This window comes from Polyangium jinanense, from assembly GCF_028435365.1.
Window position 1 is genome coordinate 41,777 of sequence record NZ_JAGTJJ010000001.1, and the last position, 20,746, is coordinate 62,522.

The following is a 20,746-nucleotide window of genomic DNA, read 5'->3' on the forward strand; positions in this document are numbered from 1 at the left end:
TTTCACATGATTGTCACCCCATCGTTGCAGGGCCGTTTCATTCGAGGCTCGTCGGGGTTCGGGCCCACGGCAGGCGCCCCACACCGACGCGGATCACGCGGCCCATCGTTGATCGACGATCGTGGCGACCTCCGCTTGCTCGCTCACGTTCACAGCTCCGTGGATCGGTTCGAGCCGCGTGCCCTCGCCGATACGCATCCGGTTGCCCCGCCAATCCACCGTGCGCCGAAGTCCCCCGACGACCCACGTCCACGTGGCCAGCACATCCTTGAAGGGCACGAGGAAGGCACACCGCCATGACATACCCTCGCCACGCATTCGTGACCAGAGCGCCGCATCCAGGGCGACCTTCAGCGCGACGCCGAGCAGCGCGGTCCACGCGAGCGCGCCGCCGGCCACGATGGAAAGCAAGAGGAGAAGCGGGACGGGATTGAAGAGCGGCTCGACCAGATATGAACCGAGGTGCACGCGCCTTCGCATTTGGGTCCAGCGGACATGCCGACTCACGAACCGATCGAGGCGCCAGCGCTCGTTCACGGTGCGCACCGGCTCCGTCGACACGGCGACGCGAAAGCCCGCCTCCTGGAACGCTTTTCCGAGCAGATAATCCTCGGCGAGTACGTCGCGCACCGAGGCGAACCCGCCCACCGCGGCGAGATCACCGAGCCGCAAGAGCATCGATTTCCCGATGACGCACGCGTGCCCGATGAAGACGTTCGCCGCGAGCGTCGAGCGCACGATGAACGAGTTGAGGTGCAAGTTCTCGAGCGCGGCCCCGAGGGTTCGTTCCGCCGTGCCCACGATGATGCTCGTCACGAGGCCGACGCGTGGATCCGCGAGCTCGGCAGCCATCGCGGTCAAATAGCCCGGCCCCACACGCACGTTCGAATCCGAGATGAGGACGTGCTCGTGGCGCGCGCGGGCCGCGAGCGCTTCGAGGATGCTGACCTTGGGATTCATGCCCGTCCGGCGCGGGCAATGGATGATCCGGAACGGCGCATGGGGAACACGCGCCATCACCTCGCGCGCCGCGGCGAGCGCCGGGTCCTCCGCGTCTTCCGCGCCGAGCAGGACTTCGTATGTGGGGTATTCCTGGGACGCGAAGGAGAGCAGGTTGTCCAGTAGCCCATCGTCCACGCCCTTCAGCGGTTTCAGGATCGTGATCGGCGGCGTCGGCCGTTCCCCGGATGGGACCCGACCCAGAATCCGCAGCGCGGCCCATTGCGAGGCCACGGTCATCCCGATCGACGAGAGGGCTCCCCCCGCGAGGAGCGCCACCAGTGTGCTCTTCATCGTTTCACCTCGGGAGGGCACGCTAGCGGTCGTTCGTCACATTCCGGTGTCTGCTCGTGTGACAATCGGCGACGGAGCTTTCGCCGAGGTTTTTCGTGGCCGTCGCAGGAATGTCAACTTGGCCGTGCATGCTCGCGCGCCATGACGCGGATTGCTCATGTGACGGATCTGCATTTGCTGGAAGATCGCCACGACAGCCGCAGCGGTATGGAGCGGTGGAGGCTGCGTTATTTGACGTTCGGTCGATCGCCCTGCGCGCGTCGGCGGCGCGAGCGCGCGCTGGACGCGCTCGTACGCGCGCGCATGACGGACGCGGATCACGTGATCGTGACGGGGGACCTCACCGAGGATGGCGTGTCGGCGCAGTTCGAGGTGCTTTCGGAGGTGCTCGCCGAAAGCAAGCTCTCGCCGGAGCGTGTGACGCTCGTCCCCGGCAATCACGATCTCTACGACGATGGGCGGGCCTTCGCGCGTGCCCTCGAAGGCCCCCTCCGCGCCTATGCAACGACGAGCCGGCGAGGCGCCATGACCGAGCTCCGGGACGCGTTGATCGTACCCGTATCGACCGCCGTGCCCTTGCCCGTGACGCGATCGAGTGGCCTCATCGAGCAGGACACCCTCGAGCGGCTCGGCAAGCTCGCGGAGGATCCTCATTTCACCTGGAAGGTGGTCCTCTCGGCGCAACATCATCCTCCGGGGCGGCACGCGATCGCGGCATGGCACTGGGTCGACGGATTGCAGGCGCACGAGGCGATGGACACGCTGCTCGCGCGCTGCGAGCGGCTCTACGTGGCGCATGGACATGCGCATCGATCAGAGAATCGATCGATCCGGGCGGGCGCATCGCCGCGTGTTTTTGGTGCGGAAGCCGTGGTGGATGGGGAGACCACGGTGCGTCTGTATCGGGCGACGCACGGGCGGCTCTTGCCCGAGATGGATGTAGCGCTGGCGGCTTGACGCCGCTCAGGCGTTCCTGAAGCGCGCAGGCTCTCCGCGTCGCGCTCGCGAAGCCACCGTGACTTCGGCGTGAAGCGCCTTGCCATCGCCCCCGCATCGCGAGACCATCGGCGCGGCGGCGCTCCGCCGCCTGCAATCCACGGCGAGGATTCTCATGAAAACGAATTGCGTCGAAGCGAGGACGGCCGTCCTCGGCGTGCTCCTTTTGGCCTTCCTGGTCGGCTGCGGCAATGGGACGAGCAGCGGGGGTCCGGATGCGACCCCGCCCGAGGTCTGGAAGACGTTGAACGGCAAGGAACCGCTCGTCACCGGCCATCGCGGGGCCTCCGGGTACCTGCCCGAGCACACGCTCGCGAGCTACACGCTCGCCATCGAGCAAGGCGCCGATTTCATCGAGCCGGACCTCGTGGCCACGAAGGACGGTCACCTCATCGCCCGCCACGAGCCCGAAATCTCGACGACGACCGACGTCGGGTCGAAGCCCGAGTTCGCGGATCGGAAGACGACGAAAACCGTCGACGGCGCCCCCGTCGAAGGGTTTTTCGCGAGCGATTTCACCTTGGCGGAGATCAAGCAGCTCCGCGCCGTCCAGCCGCGGAGCTACAGGCCGCAGGAGCACAATGGCAAGTACGAGATCCCGACACTCGAAGAAATCATCGCGCTCGCCAAGCAGAAGTCGGAGGAAACCGGGCGCGTGATCGGCATCTACCCGGAGACGAAGCACCCGACCTACCACGCGGACCTCGGCCTGCCGCTCGAGGACAAACTCCTCGCGGCGCTCGAGCAGGCCGGGCTCACGGGCGAAGGCGCGAAGGTGATCATCCAGTCGTTCGAGGTCGGAAATCTGCAATACCTGCGGCAAAAGACGTCGCTCCCGCTCGTGCAGCTCGTCGACGCGGACGGCGTCGCGCTCGACGGGAAAATCAAGCTCGCGCCGCCTCACGACAAACCGTACGATTTCGCGAAGCAGAACGATCCGCGTACGTTCGCCGATCTGCTCACCGATGAGGGGCTCACGTTCGTCGCGACATACGCGGACGGTGTGTCGCCGTGGAAGCGGTACATCGTGTCCGTGGAGGGCGTCGACGCGAACGGCGACGGCGAAGCGGACGACGTCAATGGCGACGGGACCGTGGACGACGCGGATCGAAAGGCGCTCGCGCCGACGGATCTCGTCACGCGCGCGCACGCGAAAGGCCTGTTCGTCCATACGTGGACTTTCCGTAGCGAAGGAATGTTCCTCGCCGAAGACTACGGCGCGACCCCGGCGGCCGAGTACGAGGTCTTCTACCGCCTCGGCATCGACGGGGTGTTCAGCGATTTTCCCGACGAAGCCGTGAAGGCGCGCGCCCGTTTGGGCCTTTGAGAACTCCGCCCACCGGGATAGGATGGCGCCGGGGGGAATGAAGGGGCGCCACGCGGCATCCCGGGGGGAGTCACATGAACAAGTACGAGGGGGAATACCGGGGCGCTGCTCTGCAGTCGCTCCTGCTTGCGCTCGGCCATTCGGAAGCGCTCGTCGAGAAGATCCTGAAGAGCTGCGGCGTCGACCGCATCGAGCCCGACCGCTGGTACGATCTTCATTGGGGCTGCAACGTCGTCTACGGCGAGGTCGTCGCGCGGATCGGGCCGAGCGCCATCCTCGCGGTCGGCAAGAAGATGATCGAGGCGGCCGTGTTCCCGCCGGGCCTCGACGACGTCCGCAGCATGCTGTCGGGCCTCGACGCGGCATACCGCCTGAATGCGCGCGGGCCGAGCATCGGCGGGATCACGTGCACGTTCGACGACGACCGCAGCGCCACGCTCGACTGGACGGCGGCGGGTCCTTGCGCGCTCAACATCGGCATCATCCAGGGCTGCTGCAGCCGCGTCGGCGCACGTCCCCTCGTCGAGCACGGCGCGACGGGGTGCATGGAGCACGGCGCGCCCTCCTGCATTTACCGCGTGAGCTGGTGATCGACGCGAGGGACCACGATGAGCGCCACCTTGCTCGCACGGCTCGATCGCTCGGCCGACGCGCTCACGCAGGATCTGTCGTCGCGCCTCGTTTCGCGCGCTGGCACGATCTTCCGGGCCATCGGCCCGGACGCGACGCGCGATGCCGTGTCGCGCCTCCTCACGGCCCTCCGCAAGGACCTCGCGGCCGAGGGCGACGGGGAGGGACGCGACGTCCTCGGTAGCTTGATCGAGGACCTCGCTCCGAAAGGGCTCGGACATTACGATCTGCGCCTGCTCACGACCTCGCTGCGCAGCGCCCTGCTCGCGGCGATGGCAGAGGCCCCCGACGTGGATGCGAAAAGCAGGGGCCTCGTCGAATCATGGCTTTTCCAGGTCGCGCTCTCCGGCCCGATGTATCTCCTGGTCCAGCGCGAGCGGGTGTTCCAGGAACAGACCGTCGAAATCGAGGTGCGGCAAATGAAAGCGCAGCTCGACGAGCTCCAGGCGGCCTACGCGGACAAGACGCAGCTGCTCGAGCAGATCCGTCAAGCCTCGACGCCCATCGCGACCGTCCACGAGGGGATTCTCGTCGTGCCGCTCGTCGGGATCGTCGACGAGAATCGCGCGCAGGCGCTCACCGAAAAGCTCCTCGATAGCATCGTCGCGGAGCAGGCCCGGGTGGTGATCGTCGATATCTCGGGCGTCGGGGTGTTCGACGCGGCGACGGCAGAACACGTCCTCAATACCGCAAAGGCCACGAGGCTGCTCGGCGCCGAGCTCGTCCTCGTCGGGCTCTCGCCCGCGGTCGCACGGACCGTCCTCGCGCTCGGCGTGGATCTTTCGGGTTTGTCGACGCGGAGCAGCCTCGCAGCCGGGCTCGCGCGCGCCCTCGGGAAGCTCGGCTTGCGAATCGCGCCCACGGCTCCTCCGCGCGCATCGAGCGGGCGGTGAGTTTCACGCCTCGACGGTTGCCCTCGGGCGTACCAAGAGCTGCTGCATGATCGTGGAGTCCTTGCTCCCCTGGCCAATGATGAGGCTGACCAGCACGGGTGAGGTCCTGGCGAGCGCGTCCTTGAGCGAGCTCCTGGAGATGGAGTCACCGACCCCGGAACGGCTGTCGGAGCGCTTCGAGGTATCCCGGCTCGGCAGCCGGGCGGTCCTCCCCGAGAAAGAGTTGCCGTGGCGGCGTGCCCTTCGCGGCGAGTCCTTCAGCGACGAGGAGGTCTGGTACGATCAACAGACCGCCCGCCGTCTCCTGCTCCTGGTGCGCTGCCGCGCGGCGGCCGGCGAGGCGCTGCTCGCGTTCGAAAACGTCGCCGACGAGCCCTTCGCGATCCGGCTCGCCGACCTCGTGGCCAGCATCGGCGCCGCGCTTCTCAGCGCGGACGAACCCTCGGCCCTGGCCCATGGGCTGCTCGACGAGGTGGCCGCCGCCGTTCGCTCCGATGCCGTGTTTCTCATCGCCACCGAGGGCGGTGAACGTCTCAGGCTGGTCGCCTCGGTCGGGGTTCCCGCGGCATTCGCGCAAGATTACAATCTGAACCTGGCGACCACCGTCGCGGGGCTGGCAGCCGAGACCGGCGACATCCAGGAGATCGCGCGCATCGAGGATCTGCCGGAGGGCACCTTCCGCGGCACCCTGCGCCTGCTCGAGCTCGGGCTCCACGCGGTCTCGGCGTTCCCCCTGAACGCAGGGGGCGAGCTGGTCGGGGTGCTGGGGCTCGCGCGGCGGCAGCCGGGGAAGCTCAGCCCGATCGAGCGCCGCTTGCTCCGGGGCGTGGCGGGCGCCTGTGCTCTCGGGCTGCGGCAAGCCCGGCAGCGCGATGCCGAACGCCGCGAGGCCCGCCGGTTGCGCTTGCTCCGCGACGTGGCCATGGCCATCGAGGCCGCCATACCCCTGCGCGAGCTGCTGCGCCGCCTGGTGGAGCAGGCCTGCGAGCTGACCCGCGCCCGTTATGGCGCCCTGGGAGTGCTCGACGCCAAGGGCACCGGCCTTTCCGACTTTGTTTACGTGGGCGTCTCCGAAAAGGTCGCCCGCGACATCGGCAGTTTACCCGAGGGCCGAGGGCTTTTGCGCGCGCTCATCAACGAACCGCGGCCCAGCCGGGTGGCGGATATCCACGCCGATCCGCGGTCGGTCGGCTTCCCCGCGCATCACCCCGCGATGACGTCTTTCCTGGGCGTCCCGCTGCTCATCGGGCAAAAGGTGTTCGGAAACTTCTACCTTTGCGACAAGGACGGCGGCGTCGAGTTCACGGAGGAGGACGAGCGTATGGTCCGGCTCTTCGCCGCGCAATCGGCGCTGGCCATCGCCTACGCCCAGCAATTCGAGAGCACGCAGGAGGCCCATCGCGAAATGGACCGCCTGCGAGACGAGTTCGCCGCCGTCATCGCTCATGATCTCCGCAACCCCGTCGCGGCCATGACGCTGATTCTGGACGCGCTGCTCGCAAAACCCGAGAACGATTCGGTCGTCGTATCGGTGCAGCAACTCCAACGTTTGCGTCGAATCGGCAGCCGGATCTCGCGCATGACGCAGGACCTGCTCGACGTCTCTCGCATCGAGCTCAGGCGGCTATCTCTCGATCGCCTGCCCGTGTCGCTGGAGGAGGCGACGCGTTCGCTGCTCGCAGAAATCGAGCCGACCCTCGGACAGCACCCGGTGACCCTTCATGTGGAGGACTGTGTGCCCGAGGTTTTCGTGGACCCGGCCCGGCTGGCGCAGATCCTCACGAACCTGCTCGACAACGCCGCCAAGTACTCGGGCGCCGGCGCGCCGATCCGGGTGACCATCCGACCGGAGGCAGGAGGCGCGGGGCTCTCGGTCGAGGATCGCGGCCCGGGTATCTCGGCGGCGGATTTAGGCAGGCTGTTCGACCGTTTCTCTCAGGCCCAGCGAGCGCGCGAGAAAAACACGGGGCTCGGCCTGGGTCTCTACATCACGAAGGGGCTGATGGAGGCGCACGGCGGCACCATTGCCGTGGAGAGCGCGCAGGGCCAGGGCTCGACCTTCCGGCTGTGGTTTCCGGCGGCTCCATCCGCGCAGGCGGCGTAGGACTAGAACAGCACCGGCAGCTCCCGGAACCCGCGGAGCCCCGCGGCGCCGCCCCAGCGCAGCGTCTCGGCCGGTACGGCGAGGCGTAGATCGGGGAAACGTCGGAACAGCGTCTCGAAGGCGATCTGCCCCTCGATGCGCGCGAGCGGCGCGCCGAGGCAGAGGTGAATGCCTTTGCCGAAGGCGATGTGACGGTGGGCATCGGCGCGCGAGATATCGTACGTCTCGGGATGATCGAATTGCGCGGGATCCCGATTGGCCGAGCCGAGGCCGAGCATCACCTGCCCTCCCTTCGGGATCGACACCCCGGCGATCTCCATGTCCTCCTTGGCGGTGCGCACGGCGCCCAGGTAATCGACCGGCCCCCAGTACCGGAGCGTCTCCTCGACGACGCCTTTGGCGAGGCCCGCCGGATCCGCCTTGAAGCGGGCATGCTGCTCAGGGTGGGTCAAGAGCGCGACGACCCCGTTGCCGATGAGGTTCACCGTCGTCACGTGCCCGGCCAAATAGAGGAGGAACACCATCGAGAGCAGCTCTCTGTCATTGAGCTTGTCGCCGTCCTCCTGGGCCTGGATCATCTGGCTTATCATGTCGTCCGCCGGCGCGCGCCGCTTCCGCTCGAACAGCTCGACGAGGTAGTGGCTGAACTGCACGAGCTGCTTGCGCGTCTCCTGCATGGCCACGGGGTCCCGGTTTTCGATGCGGAGCTCCCCCAGGCGACTGACGGTCTCGCGATCCTCCTCCGGGATACCGAGCATGTCGCTGATCACCGTCACCGGCAGCGGGAACGCGAATGCCTTGATCAGATCCATCCGCCGCTCTGGCCCCGACTCGCCGCGCGCGGCGGCTTCTCGCTCGGCTTTGTCGAGCAGATCGTCGGTGAGGCGCTGGATGCGGGGCCGGAGCGCCTCCATCACGCGGGCATTGAAGCTCGGCTGGACCAGCTTGCGCAGCCGCGTGTGGTCGGGCGGATCGAGCATGAGGAGCGAGTAAACGATGGGCCGGAGCTCCTCCGGCACCGGCGGCATGTGCGCCCGCTGCTCCGGCGTCATCCGCGCGTAGGGGTCGGACGCGAGGCGATCGTCGAGCAGCGCGCCCGCCGCCTCTTGGTAATGGCTCACGAAGAGCACGTCGCCGACCGGGCGATGGCCCGAAGCGACGCTCTTGCGCTCTTCTTCGTCTCGGGGGAAGGGATAATGACGGGCGCGCACGACGGGCCCCTTGGCCCGCGCCTCCGCGTAGATCTCGGGAGATCGGGCGAGAAATTCGGGATCGGATCGGTCGAGCACCACGGACTCCAGCACGGGCACTTCCTTCGTGTCCGGTTTGCCCGCGTGCTCTGCGCTCGTTTCGTTCGATGACGTGGTCATATCGTCCTCTCTGGCTACTTCTGCTGCTGTGACTCGTTCGAAAGGCGCGCCGCACCTGCGCATGCGCCCGCGATCACGGTGTCGATGGCCGCGGCGGCGTAGTCCTCGCTGACGTCCTCGCCGCGATGGATGAGGCGCGTATAGATCCCCCCGAAGATCAGGTCGATGATGAGCTCCGTATTCACGCCCGCGGGCAATTCGCCGCGCGCGATGCCGCGCTCGAGCAAGGCCGTGTTACGCCGCCGGCGTTGATCGCGCAGGATCCTCGAGAGGGCCTCGACCTCCGGATCCGCGCGCTCCATCTGCATCATCCGCACGATGCCCCGGCCCGTGGGCGTCTGGCACGTCCGCACGGTCCTCATCACCACGGTCAGGAGATCCCCGCGCAGCGTGCCCGTATCGAGGAACTCCTCCTCCTCGGCGGCCGCACGCATGGATGCTGCGACGAGCTCCGCCTTCGTCGGCCAGCGCCGGTAGATCGTCGTCTTGTTCACCCCTGAGCGCGCCGCGACATCCTCGATGCGCAGCGCGCCGTAGCCCACACGCCCGAGCTCCTCGTGCGTCGCGGTCAGCACGGCCGACACCACGCGCTCCGCGCGTCCACGGACGCGGGTGCCCTCGGTTCGACGGGTTCGTTGAGCGGGCGGGGGGGTGCTGTCGTGACGCATGGGCTGAGTCTACCGAACGGTTCCTCCAGAACTTTCGCGCTGTTCCGCCACAAAGGCAACTTGTTGTTGCCATGCACTCACAGATGGGTACTATGGCAACAACAAGTTGCCTTGAGGGTCACGCATGAGCACCGCGACATCCCCTTCCGACGTCGTTCCCCAAGCCCCTGCCGTGCAGGGAAGCGCTGCTGCGGGCGCCTCCGCAAAGCCGAAGAGCAAAGGGCGCGCGCTCCTGTTCGTCCTGCTGTTCGTCGCCGTCCTCGGCGGAGGGGGGTACGGGTGGACGCACCGCACCCTGGAGAGCACGGACAACGCGCAGGTGGACGGCGAGGTGATCGCGGTCCCGGCGCGCACGGGCGGGACGATCGCGCAGGTGCTCTTCACCGAGAACCAAGCGGTCAAGGCCGGCGATACGCTGGCCGTGCTCGACGACGAGAGCGCCAAGGCGAAGCTCGCGCAAGCCGAGGCAAACGTGGAAGCCGCCGAGGCGGCGGCCGAGGCGGCCGAAGCCGACGCGCGCGTGGCCGAGATCAACGCCCTCGGCAACAAGTCCGTCGCGGAGGCGTCGCTGCAGACGGCGCAGGGCGGCGTGGTGTCGGCGGCCGATCAGCGCAAGGAGGCCGAGGCGTCGGTCAAGTCCGCGGAGACGGCCTTCAAGCAAGCCGAGGCCGATCTCAACCGCAACCGCAAGCTGCTCGAGCAGGGCGCGCTTCCGCAAGCCTCGTTCGAAAAGGAGGAGACGAGCTTCGCCGTGGCGCAGGCGAACCTGGAGGCGGCGAAGGCGCGGCTCGCGACGCTGCGGGCAAACATCGCCGTGGCGCAGAGCCGCACGACGGAAGCCTCGGCAAAACTGAAGCAATCGAGCAACGTCGACGCGCTCGTGGCGCAAGCGCATGCGCGGGCCAAGACGGCGCGCGCGCAGGTGGCCATCGCCAAGGCGACGCGTGATCTCGCGAAGCTCGAGCTTTCGTACACGCGCATCGTGGCCCCCGCGGACGGCGTGGCCTCGAAGAAGACGATTGCCGTGGGGCAACAGGTCGCGGCGGGGCAGGCCATCGTGCAGCTCGTGACGCCGCTCCTTTGGGTCACGGCGAACTTCAAGGAGACCCAGGTCGCGAAGATGCACGCGGGCCAGCCGGCGCGAATGGTGGTCGACGCTCTGCCCGGCGTCACATTGCACGGCGAGCTCGAGAGTTTGTCCGGCGCGACCGGCTCGCGCTTCACGCTGCTGCCGCCGGACAACGCGAGCGGCAACTACACGAAAGTGGTGCAGCGCGTGCCGGTACGCGTGAAATTGCGTGACGTGCCGCAGGGCCTCGTGCTCCGGCCGGGCATGAGCGTCGAGCTGTCCATCGATACCCGCGGATAGGAGGTTCGTCGTGGCCCAGCTCGCTGTTGCAACGCCCGCGCTCACCGCCGCCGCGCCCAAGAACAACAAGTGGGCCGTGGCCATCGCGGTGGCCATTGGCGCGCTGCTCGAGGTGATCGACACGAGCATCGTCAACGTCGGGCTCGCCGACATGCAGACCTCGCTCGGCGCGTCGCTCAGCCAGGCGAGCTGGATCGTGTCGAGTTACGCCGTCGCGAACGTCATCATCCTGCCCCTCGCCGCGTGGCTCGGGCACAGGTTTGGCAAGAAAAATTATTTCCTCTTCTCGCTCGTGGGCTTCACGATCGCCTCGATCATGTGCGGGCTCGCGACGAGCCTGCCGATGCTGGTCATCGCTCGTGTTTTGCAGGGGATCACGGGCGGCGGCCTCATGGCCAAGGCGCAGTCGATCCTCTTCGAGACGTTCCCCAAGGAGGAGCAGGCCACGGCGCAATCGTTCTTCGGGGCCATCGTCATCGCGGGCCCCGCGATCGGCCCCACGCTGGGCGGGTACATCGTGACGAACATCGGCTGGCGGTGGATCTTCTTCATCAACCTGCCGCTCGGCGTGCTCGCCGTGATCCTCTGCCTCTCGGCGCTCCCGCCCGACGAGCCGCATCAAACGCCTCCGAAGAGCATCGACTGGGCCTCCATTGCCATGCTGGCCCTCGGGCTCGGTTGCCTGCAGACGTTCCTCGAGGAGGGAAACTCCCACGACTGGTTCGATGATCCGATGATCGTCGTCCTGTGCGTCACGTCGATCGTGTCGCTCGTGCTCTTCGTGCGTCGCGCGCTCGCCTCGGACGAGCCCGTCGTGGACCTGCGCGTGCTCCGGTACCGCTCGTTATGGGCAGGCAGCATCCTCTCGGTGGTCGTGGGCATGGCCCTGTACGGCGGGCTCTTCGCCGTGCCGATCTTCGCGCAATCGATCCTGCGTTACACGTCGCAACAGACGGGCCTCATGATGCTGCCCGGCGCGCTGGCCACGGCGGTGATGATGCAATTCGCGGGGAGGCTCGCGCGCAAGATGGATCCGCGGCTCATGCTGGTGATCGGGGCGCTCATCCTGGCGAGCTCGCTCGTGATGTTCTCCACGATGAACCCGATGACGAGCGGCGACGATCTCTTCTGGCCGCTCATCGTGCGCTCCCTGGGCACCGTGTTCATGTTCTTGCCGCTTTCGATGGCCTCGCTCGGCCCCATTCCCCGCAAGGACGTCGCCTCGGCGACGGGGTTCTTCAATTTGACGCGCATGCTCGGGGGCAGCGTCGGCGTCGCGCTGCTCTCGATGATGCTGACCCGGCGGCAGGCGTTTCACATGGCCGTGGTCGCGGAAAAGCTCGTGTCGAACGATCCCGTGACGATCGAGCGGGTCAACATGCTGACGGGCGCGATGATGGCCAAAGGCGCGTCGGCGGCGGAGGCCAAGCAGCGCGCACTTTCGCTGCTCTCCGGGACGGTGGCGCAGCAGGGCTCGATCATGTCGTTCGCGGACACGTTCTGGCTCGCGGGCATGCTCATCGTGCTGTTTTTGCCCCTGGTGATGCTGCTCGGAAAACCGCAGCAAGGGGTCAAGGTGGAGGCAGGGCATTGAACGCACAACCCGACGCGTTGTCGATGTACCGCGCGGAGATCGCGAGGCGGCGAATCCTCTCCGCGGAGGTCGAGCGGGAGCTCGCGATCCGCTGGAAAGCGGGCGATCGTGAGGCCGGGCGGCTGCTCATCGAGGCGTGCCTGTCGTACGTGATGACGATCGCCCGCGAATATCGGCAGTGGGGCGCGCCGTTCGAGGACCTCGTGCAGCAGGGCAACATCGGCCTGCTCCAGGCGGCCCAGCGCTTCGATCCGACGCGCGGATATCGGCTCGCGACGTTCGCGAATTACTGGATCCGCGCGGAGATCCGCGATTACGTGACGCGGAACTACCGGATCGTGCGCCTGGGCACGTCGAAGGCGGAGCGGCGCGCGGTGCGCTTCTTCCGCCGGGCATTCGTGAGGGATGCGGCGACGCTCGCCGCGAGGACGGGTTTGTCCGAGCAGCGCGCCCACGAATTGATCCCGCTCCTCGCGGGGCCCGACGCGCCGATCGACACCGGGGCCCAGAGCGACGGTCCTGCGGACAGCGCGCTCTCGCCCGAGGCGGAGGTTTGTCGGGCCGACGAGCGCGCGCAGATCACGCGCGCCGTGAAGTCCGCGCTTTCGGAGCTCTCGCCCCGGGAGCAGCAGGTGCTCGAACGCCGCATCATGTCGGACGAACCCGCGACATTGGCGGAGCTCGGGGCGGCGTTCGGCGTGAGCAAGGAGCGCGTTCGGCAGGTCGAAGAGCAAGCCAAACAGCGCATGCGTGGTCACCTGCGCACGCTCGCGGGGAGCCTCTGAGCGGCTGCATTCGAAGGTGATCGGAGCATCGAGCGGAATCCCCGGAATCCCGGGCGCACGGAGAGAGGAGCGTCGCGGTCATGGAAGAGCGCATCGTCATCGTGGGAGCCGGCCAGGCCGGTGGCGAGCTTGCGGCTGGATTACGAAAGCAGGGCCATCAAGGGCGTATCGTCCTGCTGGGAGACGAGCCGCATCCGCCCTACCAGCGCCCCCCGCTCTCGAAAGGATTTTTGCAGGGAAAGGTGGCGCTGAGCGACCTCTACCTGAAACCGCTTTCGACCTATGAACGCTTCGACATCGAGCTCAGGCTCGGCACGCGCGTCGAGGCCATCGATCGCTCCGCGCGGGAGCTCTCCCTGCAGGATGGGAGCCGGCTCGGCTATGACAAACTCGTTCTGGCCACGGGCGGCCGGGCGCGTCGCTTGAGCCTTCCCGGAATGGAGACGGCAGAGCTCGAGAACCTGTTCTCGGTGCGATCGATCTCCGATATCGAGACGATGCGCGCGAAGTTCGTCGCGGGCAACCGGCTCCTCATCATCGGCGGCGGCTACATCGGGCTCGAGGTCGCGGCTGTGGCCGTGCAGCTCGGGTTGCAGGTGACGGTGCTGGAGGCGGCGCCGCGCCTGCTTTCCCGCGTGACGGGTCCGGAGGTGTCCACGTTCATCGAAGAGCTTCACCACGAGCGAGGCGTGGAGTTCCGGCTCTCCTGCGAGGCGCGGGGCCTCGAGCTCGACGAGGCGCGGCAAAAGGTGCGCGGCGTCCACGTCGCTCGTCACGGCGTGCCCGAGCGGCTCGATGCGGATCTCGTGCTGGTGGGAATCGGCCTCGTCCCGAACACGGAGCTCGCCTCCGGGGCAGGCCTGGCCGTCGACGACGGCATTGTCGTCGACGAATACGCATGTTCGGCCGATCCGGCCATCCTCGCCATCGGGGATTGCGCGAATCAGCCCAGCGCCTACATGGGCGGACGTATCCGGCTCGAGTCCGTGCCCAATGCCATCGAGCACGCACGCGTCGCGGCCGCCACCCTGATGGGCAAGCGGGAGCCTTATGCCGCCATTCCCTGGTTCTGGTCGGACCAGTACGGCTTGAAGCTGCAGATGGTGGGGCTCTCCGCCGGCTACGAGCAATGCATCACGCGAGGCTCCGCCGGGGGCAAGGAATTCTCGGCGTTTTATCTCAAGGACAAACGCGTCATCGCCGCGGACGTCATCGGCCGCCCCGCGGATTTCATGGCCGCGAAACGGCTGGTTTCGAGCCGGGCGCAGGTGGAAGTCACCCGCCTGGGCGACGCGGCCGTCCCGCTCGCGAGCCTCGCCGCTTGAAGACAATCCATCACCCAAATCCAGGAGGACATGATGCCGAAGATCAAATTCATCGAGGCGGATGGGAAGGAGTACGAGGTCGAGGCAGAGGAGGGACAATCCGTCATGCAGGCGGCGATGGACAACCTCGTGCCCGGAATCGTCGCCGAGTGCGGAGGTTTCGCCAGCTGCGCGACCTGCCACGGCTACGTCGACGAGGCCTGGCTGAAGGAGGTCCCCCCGCCCGATGCGGCGGAAGAGGGAATGATCGCGTGCGCCTATCACGTCCGGCCCAATAGCCGTCTGACCTGTCAGCTCAAGGTGACGCCCGCGCTCGATGGTCTCGTGGTCCGTCTGCCCGTCTCGCAGACGAGCGATTGAGAACCTGGTAGGCCGCCTCCTTTTTTCTCCAACCCCCGAAAGAGGTTCGAACATGCCCCCGTTCAGCGGACAGAAATTGGACACGATTCCCGCGCACGTCCCCCCGGAGCTGGTCTACGAATACGACAGCACCAAAGATCCGCGGATGCTCGAGGATCCGCACGCCCGGATGCGCTCCCTCATCCTCGAGGCCCCGCCCATCTTTTTCTCTCCCCACAATGGGGGGCATTGGTTCGTGACCCGGAAGCAGGCCATCGTGGACATCACGATGAACCCGGAGGTCTATAGCAACGCCCTCTTCGGTGCCTCGGAGGCACATGGAGGCGAACACGAGGCGCCGAAGCCGGCCTTCATGATGCTGCCCATTGCGGTGGATCCGCCGCAGCACACGGCGTACCGCGCACCGCTCAACCAGCCGCTGGCGGCCAAATCCGTCGCCGGGCTCGAGACGGCGATTCGGACCATGACGAACGAGCTCATCGACAAGGTGCTCGACGCGGGACGCTGCGATTTCCTCTCGGACATCGCCGAGCCGCTGCCCGTCACGCTGTTCATGAAGCTGGCCGGCATGCCGACCAACCGCCTCGCCGAGTTCCGTGAGCTCGCCACGCAGGCCACGTCCGCCGCGGTGGATCACGCGACCCGCGAGGGGATCTTCAAACAAATTGCGGGGATCCTGGCGGAGTCCATCAAGGCCCGGCAGGAGAAACGCGAGGATGACCTGATCAGCCGGCTGCTCGACGCGAACATCCAGGGCCGCAACCCCACGTTCCCGGAGATGTTGGGCTACAGCATCACCCTGTTCCTCGGGGGGCTCGACACCGTGGTGAATGCCCTGAGCTTCGGCGTCCGGCACCTGGCGCGTGATCAGGAATTGCAGGCGAAGCTCCGGGCCGACCCGAGCCTCCTGCCGGGAGCCATCGAGGAGCTCTTGCGTCTCTATGGCGTCGCGTGCACGCCCCGGCGGGTGACGCGTGACGTGGTTTGTCACGGCGTGAACCTCAAGCAAGGCGACGCGCTCTTGTTGCTCCTGCCGGCGGCCAACTACGACGACGCGGCGTTCCCGAACCCCGAGCAGTTCATCATGGGCCGGACCGAGCAACACATGACGTTCAACACGGGCCCGCACCGGTGCGTCGGTCTGAATCTGGCCCGCCTGGAGATGAAGGTGTTCTACCAGGAGTGGTTGAAGCGCGTTCCGCCGTTCCGGCTCGACCCCCAGGCGCCGCCGCGGTTCACGGGTGGCTTCAACCTGGCGGTCACGAGCCTGCCGCTCGTCTGGGATTGAGCAGCGCGGGCAGCGCGGCGGGCCGGATCCGCGGTTTGGGCTTGACGCGAGAGGCGGGTGCGCACCCAATCCCACGCGATTTCGATGAAGAAGTACCTTCACAGACCGGGCACGAAGCTCACCGGCCATTCCACGCCCATCCTCGCCGCGGACTTCACCCGAGACGCGTCGCGGCTCGTCTCGGCGGCGTCGAAGGACCCCACGGTTCGCGTGTGGGACGTCGATTCCGCGCGGACCATATCGAAGCTCGAGATCGCGAAGGGCGTCAACCAGGCTTGCCTGTTCCCGACCGGGGACCGGCTGGCCGCCACGTTCGACGATCGGGTCGTTCGTGTATACGCGCTTGAAAGCGGCGAGGAGCTCGCGCGCGCGCGCCAGATGATGCGCCATCCCCGGGCGCTTTGCGTGTCTCCGGGCGGCGGGGTGTACTGGGCGGGCTTCGGCGACGACAACACCGTCGTCTGGTCGTGGCGCCCCGGCGAGGACCCGAAGCCGCTCCTCCGGGACATTCCCTCCTTCGAGCCCGAATGCAGTTTGTCGCTCGCCCGGGATGGCGAGGAGCTGTGGTGCTTCTTCGAGTGGGATCTCGTGGGCTTCGACACGCGGACGGGCGCGGAGATCGCGCGGTTCAAGGAAGACCGAGACGTGGCCCTCGGGGAAGGCTTCGTGCTCTCTCCCGAGCGATGCGCCGTGGCCGTGAAATCATCGCTCAACCGTGATGACGATCCGGTCCGGCCGCGCCTCTACAAGTGGGACCTCGATTCCGACGTGCATTGCTGGGACACGGAAATCCTGGGATATCCCTATGGCGACAAACCGCTGCTGACGATGGCCCGGAGCAAGCGCTGGGTCGCGAGCGTCGGCAAAGCTTCCGTGATGTTTCATTCGCTTCGCAGCGGGCGAGCGCTCGGGATGCTGCCCTGCGAGGTGCCAGCGGCGACCCTTTCCTGCCAGCGTTTGTCTCCGGACGACCGCCTCCTCGCGGTCGGTGCTTCGAACGGCGACCTTTTCCTCTACGACCTCGGCGATTCCTTGCTCGAACCGAGCGTGGCGGCGTCGCACATCGCCACGCGCTCTCGTCAGGGCAGCCCGCTCCTCTTGCGACTGCAGAAACGGCCGGGGCTCTGGCTACGGGTGCACGAGGACGGCAGTCTCGAGCGGGCCGAAGGCGATGCCCGCGCCGACGCGCTCATCACGCCGCTGGCCGGCCAGGCCAGCCATGGAAAGAACGTGGCGGTTCATCCCCTCCGCCTTCGCTGGGAGCTTCGCAGGCGCCTCTGGCAGCACGACCTCACGAAGCCCTCGCCCTTTCACGCGTCTCGTCCCGTGCAGGTCTTCCTCGGAGCCGACCTGATCGTCGAGGGCTACCTCGGCGTCGGGCGTGACCCGGGAGCGGGGCAAGACATCCTCGGCGTCGACAGCGACCCCGACGGCGTCGGAGAGCGGGTCGCCGGAGAACTCGGCGCCCGGACGATCCTCGCCGGCATCGACGACCTCTTGGCGTTGCTCCCGACCGACTGACCGCGCGGAGGTTCGTCGCGCCGCGGAGGTGATCCGGCCCGCTCCCGCTCCCACGGAAGCTTCCTGCCCGTCCACCACTTCCTACCTCTCCGGCGCCCGCTTCCGGTACACTCGCGCCCATGGTGGCCCCCTCCCCGTAGCCCGCCGTCGAAGCGGCGATTTGGCTCGCCTTCGCTCCCGGCGGCGGCCATTTCACCGCCGTCGCGATCGGCCCCCACCACCTCCTCACCGTCGCGCGCGTCTGCGAGAACGCGCCTTACGTAGCCGAAGCGCACGGGCGCTTGCCACAGCCGTCGCCGAGGGCAGAGCCGGATCGTCGCGCACCGATGGCGGTAGGCTTTGGCTGCTTCACGCAAGCGCCCCGCGGCGCGCTCGCGGTCCCCGAGCTTGAAACCGTAGCTCCACGTCCGCCGAGGATGACCCGTCCGAATGAAGGCTCAACGGTCGAGTAAAGCGAACCATGAAGAGAGGCACGCAGGTGGCTTGCGATGGTGTCCGCAGACAGCAGGCTTCCCGCCCATGGCGCACATTCTCGCACTCGTCGATCATGGCCCCGGCGTGCTCGAGGCCGACGCTCCGCCGGAATCGGCACAGCAGCGGCTGACAAAGCCGAGGAGCGTCGGCAGCTCGTCCGGTCCGCGAGAATCCGGAGACATCTTGGAGCGGGTGGATCGAGAGTCCGATCAATCGTTTCCCGCAAGCGATCCGCCGGGCTGGATACCCTCGTGGACTGGCTAGAGACGGGTCGACGCCTTGCGCGAAGCCGTGGAGGCGCCGGACGACGTCGACCTCACACCGGGCCCCGACGAACGCGACGCGGCCTTGACGGTCCCGCGGAACATCCGAGCGATCACGCCGTGGAGGACGACCGCCTGGTTGTGGTGCTCGTCCTTGGCCCCGAAGACGAGCGTCACCGTCCCCCGCTTTGCCCGCTCCACGAGCTCGTCCACGAGCCTCGCAGCCGGCTGCTGGCGGAGCTCGGCGCGATAACGCACCGCGAACTCCTCCCATCGGGCCTCATCGTGACCGAACCAGCGCCGAAGCTCGGCGCTCGGCGCGATTTCCTTCATCCAGGCATCGATCGCAAGCGCATCCTTGCGCACGCCCCGCGGCCATAGGCGGTCCACGAGCACCCGGTACCCGTCGGCCGCTTCAGGTTCCTCGTATGCCCGCTTGAGCCGGACCGCGCAGATCGTATTGCCGCCGCCTCGTGCCTGTCGCGTTCCGCCCCGTGGACCGGTCATGATCAAAACCTTCCTCGACGAAACATGAGAACGAAACATGGGAGACTTGCACGACTACGGCCTGGCAGGCAGCGTGTAGCGGGTCGTGATGGCTTCGGAGATCAACGCGCGGCTCTGCCGGGGCGTGAGATCCGTGCGCGCGGCGATCTCCGCGGCCGTCGCTGACAAGGCAGGGTCCTTGACCGCTTCGGCAAACCAACGCGTGTAATCGCCCTGCGCGAGGTGGTAGAGCCACGTCTCGTCGTCGACCCCGTCTGCGATCTCGACGAATACGGCCAGGTTACGGGCACGAAGGTTCAGCCGTTCGTCCGGGCCCCGGAAATAAAAGCTCTTTTCGCGAAGGTTGCCCTCGGCGTACTTCCGAAGGTGCCTCAGGTGCTCCCCCCGCCCTGGCGCCGGCGTCACCCAGCGCGGCTTTTGACCCGCGCCGCGATTCCATACGAGCACGTCCCCGGGGCGCGGAGGCTCGGTCACCGGAGGCGGTGGGACTCCGATCGCCACGCTGAAGGCCACGAGCTCCGGTTCAGGCATCGGCCCGACCGAGATCACGACGTCGATACGCTCGAGGATCGGGACGGCAATCTCGTCGGCATGGAGGGTGACGAGGACGAGCTCGCCCACCTCCTGCGGAAACGTGAGGGACACGGGTCCCCAAGCGGACGGCCAGACATGATGCGCCTCGTCTATCAGGATCCAGTGGGGTCGACCCGTCCGCGCGCGCATCGATTGCAGCCGGGGGAAGAGCTGCTCGAGGAACGCAGGCCTGTCGCCGAGCGCGATTGCAAGGAGATTGACCGACACGTCCGTGTCGGGGTTGTCGAGCACGCGCAGAATTTCGTCGATGCTCGGCGGACGACGCATGTCCCCGAGCTCGATGGCGTCTTCGAATCGAGAATAGTCACCCTCGGGATCGATGGCGATGAACTGGTACGATTGCTCCGCCAGCCGTTCGAGCAGCGCCATTGCGAATGTCGTCTTGCCGCTGCCGGACGGGCCCACCACGAGGACGTTGCCTCCGTACGGAGGGATGAGCAGCGGCTGGCCGTCGTCCGTCGTACCGAGCAGCGCGTGCCGGCGCGTCAGGCGGGGCTCGACGTGGCGCAGGTCGTCGTCGAGGAGCCCGTCGACGAGCTCGATGACCCCCCGCCCGTTTTCGCCTTTCGTTACGAGGTCCGCGCGCTCCCTGAGCGATGGAACGGCGTCGGCCGTGGCCGCGGAGCACTCGCAGAGCGCGAGGAAGGCGTGATCGTTCTCGGCATTGCCGATGCCTACGACCTCGTGCGGCGACATTCCGAGCTCTTGCAAGGCGACGCGGAGACCGCTGCCTTTGCCGACCTCCGCAGGGAGCACCATCAGTGCGTCCTGGTTATACACCATCCGTAACTCCAGGCCGCTCTGTCGAATCACGTCGAGCACCGCACGATCCTGCGAGGCATGCGTCGCCACGATGGCGCGACCCACAGAGAGAGGACCCACTCCCGTTTCGCGAAGCCTATCGACGAACCACGGCGGCGGTGCTTCCGCGAGGACGCGTTCCTCGCGCCCGATGGGACGATAAAGGACGGCGCCGTTCTCGGCGACGATGCGATCAAAAAGCTCGGGGCGAGGGAGAATGGCCAACAAGTCGCCGAGGACGCGTCCGGTCACGAGCACCACCTTCCGGCCGGTCGCGCGCAGGCGCTCCAGCGCTGCGAAGGTCTCGTCGGTGACCGCGCCGTGCTTGGCGAGCGTGCCGTCATAGTCGCACGTGAGCGCGAGGTATCGCATGCGCGCTCTCTTGCGCGGCACCGGAGGACGTCAATCGGTGGCGCATGGCAACGCAGGTATGACAACACCCATCAACTCGACCGGTAACGCTCATGTTTCGAGCTCGTCCGCCCGGCGCTGGAGCGCGGTTGAGTTGACATCGACCCCCAGCCGGAGACCACTGCGAGGTCGGCAAGCCGACATCGACCCCCAGCCGGAGACCACTGCGAGGT

At 67.3% G+C, this 20,746-nt stretch carries 17 protein-coding genes; 12 read left to right on the forward strand and 5 right to left on the reverse strand.

Translation table 11 applies throughout. The annotated features are described in order from the left end of the window. Positions 1-93 precede the first annotated feature (93 nt). Complete coding sequence (locus KEG57_RS00130) at positions 94-1,293, reverse strand: glycosyltransferase (RefSeq protein WP_272418721.1); 1,200 nt, start codon at positions 1,291-1,293, stop codon at positions 94-96. 141 nt (positions 1,294-1,434) lie between these two features. Between KEG57_RS00130 and KEG57_RS00135 the strand changes: the two genes are divergently transcribed. From KEG57_RS00135 to KEG57_RS00155, 5 genes are all read left to right on the forward strand, one after another. Beyond that, positions 1,435-2,250, forward strand: coding sequence for a metallophosphoesterase family protein (locus KEG57_RS00135; protein ID WP_272418720.1), 816 nt, complete (start codon positions 1,435-1,437; stop codon positions 2,248-2,250). A 154-nt stretch (positions 2,251-2,404) separates the two neighbouring features. Further along, a complete protein-coding gene (locus tag KEG57_RS00140; RefSeq protein WP_272418719.1) occupies positions 2,405-3,616 on the forward strand; it encodes a glycerophosphodiester phosphodiesterase in 1,212 nt (403 codons plus the stop codon). A gap of 74 nt (positions 3,617-3,690) precedes the next feature. Continuing rightward, positions 3,691-4,206: a hypothetical protein gene (locus KEG57_RS00145; RefSeq protein WP_272418717.1), complete on the forward strand. Its 516-nt coding sequence runs from the start codon at positions 3,691-3,693 to the stop codon at positions 4,204-4,206. An 18-nt stretch (positions 4,207-4,224) separates the two neighbouring features. Continuing rightward, the gene (locus tag KEG57_RS00150; RefSeq protein WP_272418716.1) at positions 4,225-5,139 is read left to right on the forward strand and encodes an STAS domain-containing protein; all 915 of its coding nucleotides are present in this window, start codon (positions 4,225-4,227) and stop codon (positions 5,137-5,139) included. Between the two features lie 46 nt (positions 5,140-5,185). Further along, positions 5,186-7,243, forward strand: a complete 2,058-nt coding sequence (locus KEG57_RS00155) for a sensor histidine kinase (RefSeq protein WP_272418715.1) — start codon at positions 5,186-5,188, stop codon at positions 7,241-7,243. Positions 7,244-7,245: 2 nt separating this feature from the next. Here KEG57_RS00155 and KEG57_RS00160 read toward each other — a convergent pair whose 3' ends face one another. Together KEG57_RS00160 and KEG57_RS00165 are read right to left on the reverse strand one after the other, a co-directional pair. Beyond that, complete coding sequence (locus KEG57_RS00160) at positions 7,246-8,613, reverse strand: cytochrome P450 family protein (RefSeq protein WP_272418714.1); 1,368 nt, start codon at positions 8,611-8,613, stop codon at positions 7,246-7,248. Positions 8,614-8,627: 14 nt separating this feature from the next. Further along, complete coding sequence (locus KEG57_RS00165) at positions 8,628-9,281, reverse strand: TetR/AcrR family transcriptional regulator (protein ID WP_272457971.1); 654 nt, start codon at positions 9,279-9,281, stop codon at positions 8,628-8,630. Positions 9,282-9,405: 124 nt separating this feature from the next. On the opposite strand from KEG57_RS00165, the gene KEG57_RS00170 reads away from it, so the two are divergent. The 7 genes from KEG57_RS00170 (at position 9,406) to KEG57_RS00200 (ending at position 17,523) form a co-directional block, all read left to right on the forward strand. Next, positions 9,406-10,650 carry an HlyD family secretion protein gene (locus tag KEG57_RS00170; protein WP_272418712.1) on the forward strand — a complete coding sequence of 415 codons (1,245 nt, stop codon included), beginning with the start codon at positions 9,406-9,408 and terminating at the stop codon, positions 10,648-10,650. Positions 10,651-10,660: 10 nt separating this feature from the next. Then, the gene (locus KEG57_RS00175; RefSeq protein ID WP_272418711.1) at positions 10,661-12,244 is read left to right on the forward strand and encodes a DHA2 family efflux MFS transporter permease subunit; all 1,584 of its coding nucleotides are present in this window, start codon (positions 10,661-10,663) and stop codon (positions 12,242-12,244) included. Continuing rightward, a complete protein-coding gene (locus tag KEG57_RS00180) occupies positions 12,241-13,029 on the forward strand; it encodes a sigma-70 family RNA polymerase sigma factor (RefSeq protein WP_272418710.1) in 789 nt (262 codons plus the stop codon). Before KEG57_RS00175 ends, KEG57_RS00180 begins: the two co-directional genes overlap by 4 nt. Before the next feature lie 80 nt (positions 13,030-13,109). Further along, positions 13,110-14,354, forward strand: coding sequence for an NAD(P)/FAD-dependent oxidoreductase (locus KEG57_RS00185; RefSeq protein WP_272418709.1), 1,245 nt, complete (start codon positions 13,110-13,112; stop codon positions 14,352-14,354). Between the two features lie 30 nt (positions 14,355-14,384). Continuing rightward, positions 14,385-14,714: a 2Fe-2S iron-sulfur cluster-binding protein gene (locus KEG57_RS00190; protein WP_272457972.1), complete on the forward strand. Its 330-nt coding sequence runs from the start codon at positions 14,385-14,387 to the stop codon at positions 14,712-14,714. 52 nt (positions 14,715-14,766) lie between these two features. Further along, complete coding sequence (locus KEG57_RS00195; protein WP_272418707.1) at positions 14,767-16,002, forward strand: cytochrome P450; 1,236 nt, start codon at positions 14,767-14,769, stop codon at positions 16,000-16,002. 84 nt (positions 16,003-16,086) lie between these two features. After that, a complete protein-coding gene (locus KEG57_RS00200; protein ID WP_272418706.1) occupies positions 16,087-17,523 on the forward strand; it encodes a WD40 repeat domain-containing protein in 1,437 nt (478 codons plus the stop codon). Between the two features lie 734 nt (positions 17,524-18,257). Here KEG57_RS00200 and KEG57_RS00205 read toward each other — a convergent pair. Beyond that, on the reverse strand, positions 18,258-18,767 hold the full coding sequence (locus tag KEG57_RS00205) for a DUF488 domain-containing protein (RefSeq protein WP_272418705.1): 510 nt from the start codon (positions 18,765-18,767) through the stop codon (positions 18,258-18,260). Positions 18,768-18,821: 54 nt separating this feature from the next. Beyond that, on the reverse strand, positions 18,822-20,534 hold the full coding sequence (locus tag KEG57_RS00210) for an HAD hydrolase family protein (protein ID WP_272457973.1): 1,713 nt from the start codon (positions 20,532-20,534) through the stop codon (positions 18,822-18,824). Positions 20,535-20,746: the final 212 nt, after the last annotated feature.

Bases quoted from the DNA above. Each gene is read 5' to 3' on its own strand.
- KEG57_RS00150 (WP_272418716.1), top strand. From the start codon at position 4,225: ATGAGCGCCACCTTGCTCGCACGGCTCGATCGCTCGGCCGACGCGCTC.
- KEG57_RS00145 (WP_272418717.1), top strand. From the start codon at position 3,691: ATGAACAAGTACGAGGGGGAATACCGGGGCGCTGCTCTGCAGTCGCTC.
- KEG57_RS00210 (WP_272457973.1), bottom strand. From the start codon at position 20,534: ATGCGATACCTCGCGCTCACGTGCGACTATGACGGCACGCTCGCCAAG.
- KEG57_RS00130 (WP_272418721.1), bottom strand. From the start codon at position 1,293: ATGAAGAGCACACTGGTGGCGCTCCTCGCGGGGGGAGCCCTCTCGTCG.
- KEG57_RS00205 (WP_272418705.1), bottom strand. From the start codon at position 18,767: ATGACCGGTCCACGGGGCGGAACGCGACAGGCACGAGGCGGCGGCAAT.
- KEG57_RS00135 (WP_272418720.1), top strand. From the start codon at position 1,435: ATGACGCGGATTGCTCATGTGACGGATCTGCATTTGCTGGAAGATCGC.
- KEG57_RS00185 (WP_272418709.1), top strand. From the start codon at position 13,110: ATGGAAGAGCGCATCGTCATCGTGGGAGCCGGCCAGGCCGGTGGCGAG.
- KEG57_RS00160 (WP_272418714.1), bottom strand. From the start codon at position 8,613: ATGACCACGTCATCGAACGAAACGAGCGCAGAGCACGCGGGCAAACCG.
- KEG57_RS00155 (WP_272418715.1), top strand. From the start codon at position 5,186: ATGATCGTGGAGTCCTTGCTCCCCTGGCCAATGATGAGGCTGACCAGC.
- KEG57_RS00140 (WP_272418719.1), top strand. From the start codon at position 2,405: ATGAAAACGAATTGCGTCGAAGCGAGGACGGCCGTCCTCGGCGTGCTC.
- KEG57_RS00200 (WP_272418706.1), top strand. From the start codon at position 16,087: ATGAAGAAGTACCTTCACAGACCGGGCACGAAGCTCACCGGCCATTCC.
- KEG57_RS00165 (WP_272457971.1), bottom strand. From the start codon at position 9,281: ATGCGTCACGACAGCACCCCCCCGCCCGCTCAACGAACCCGTCGAACC.
- KEG57_RS00195 (WP_272418707.1), top strand. From the start codon at position 14,767: ATGCCCCCGTTCAGCGGACAGAAATTGGACACGATTCCCGCGCACGTC.
- KEG57_RS00190 (WP_272457972.1), top strand. From the start codon at position 14,385: ATGATGCCGAAGATCAAATTCATCGAGGCGGATGGGAAGGAGTACGAG.
- KEG57_RS00170 (WP_272418712.1), top strand. From the start codon at position 9,406: ATGAGCACCGCGACATCCCCTTCCGACGTCGTTCCCCAAGCCCCTGCC.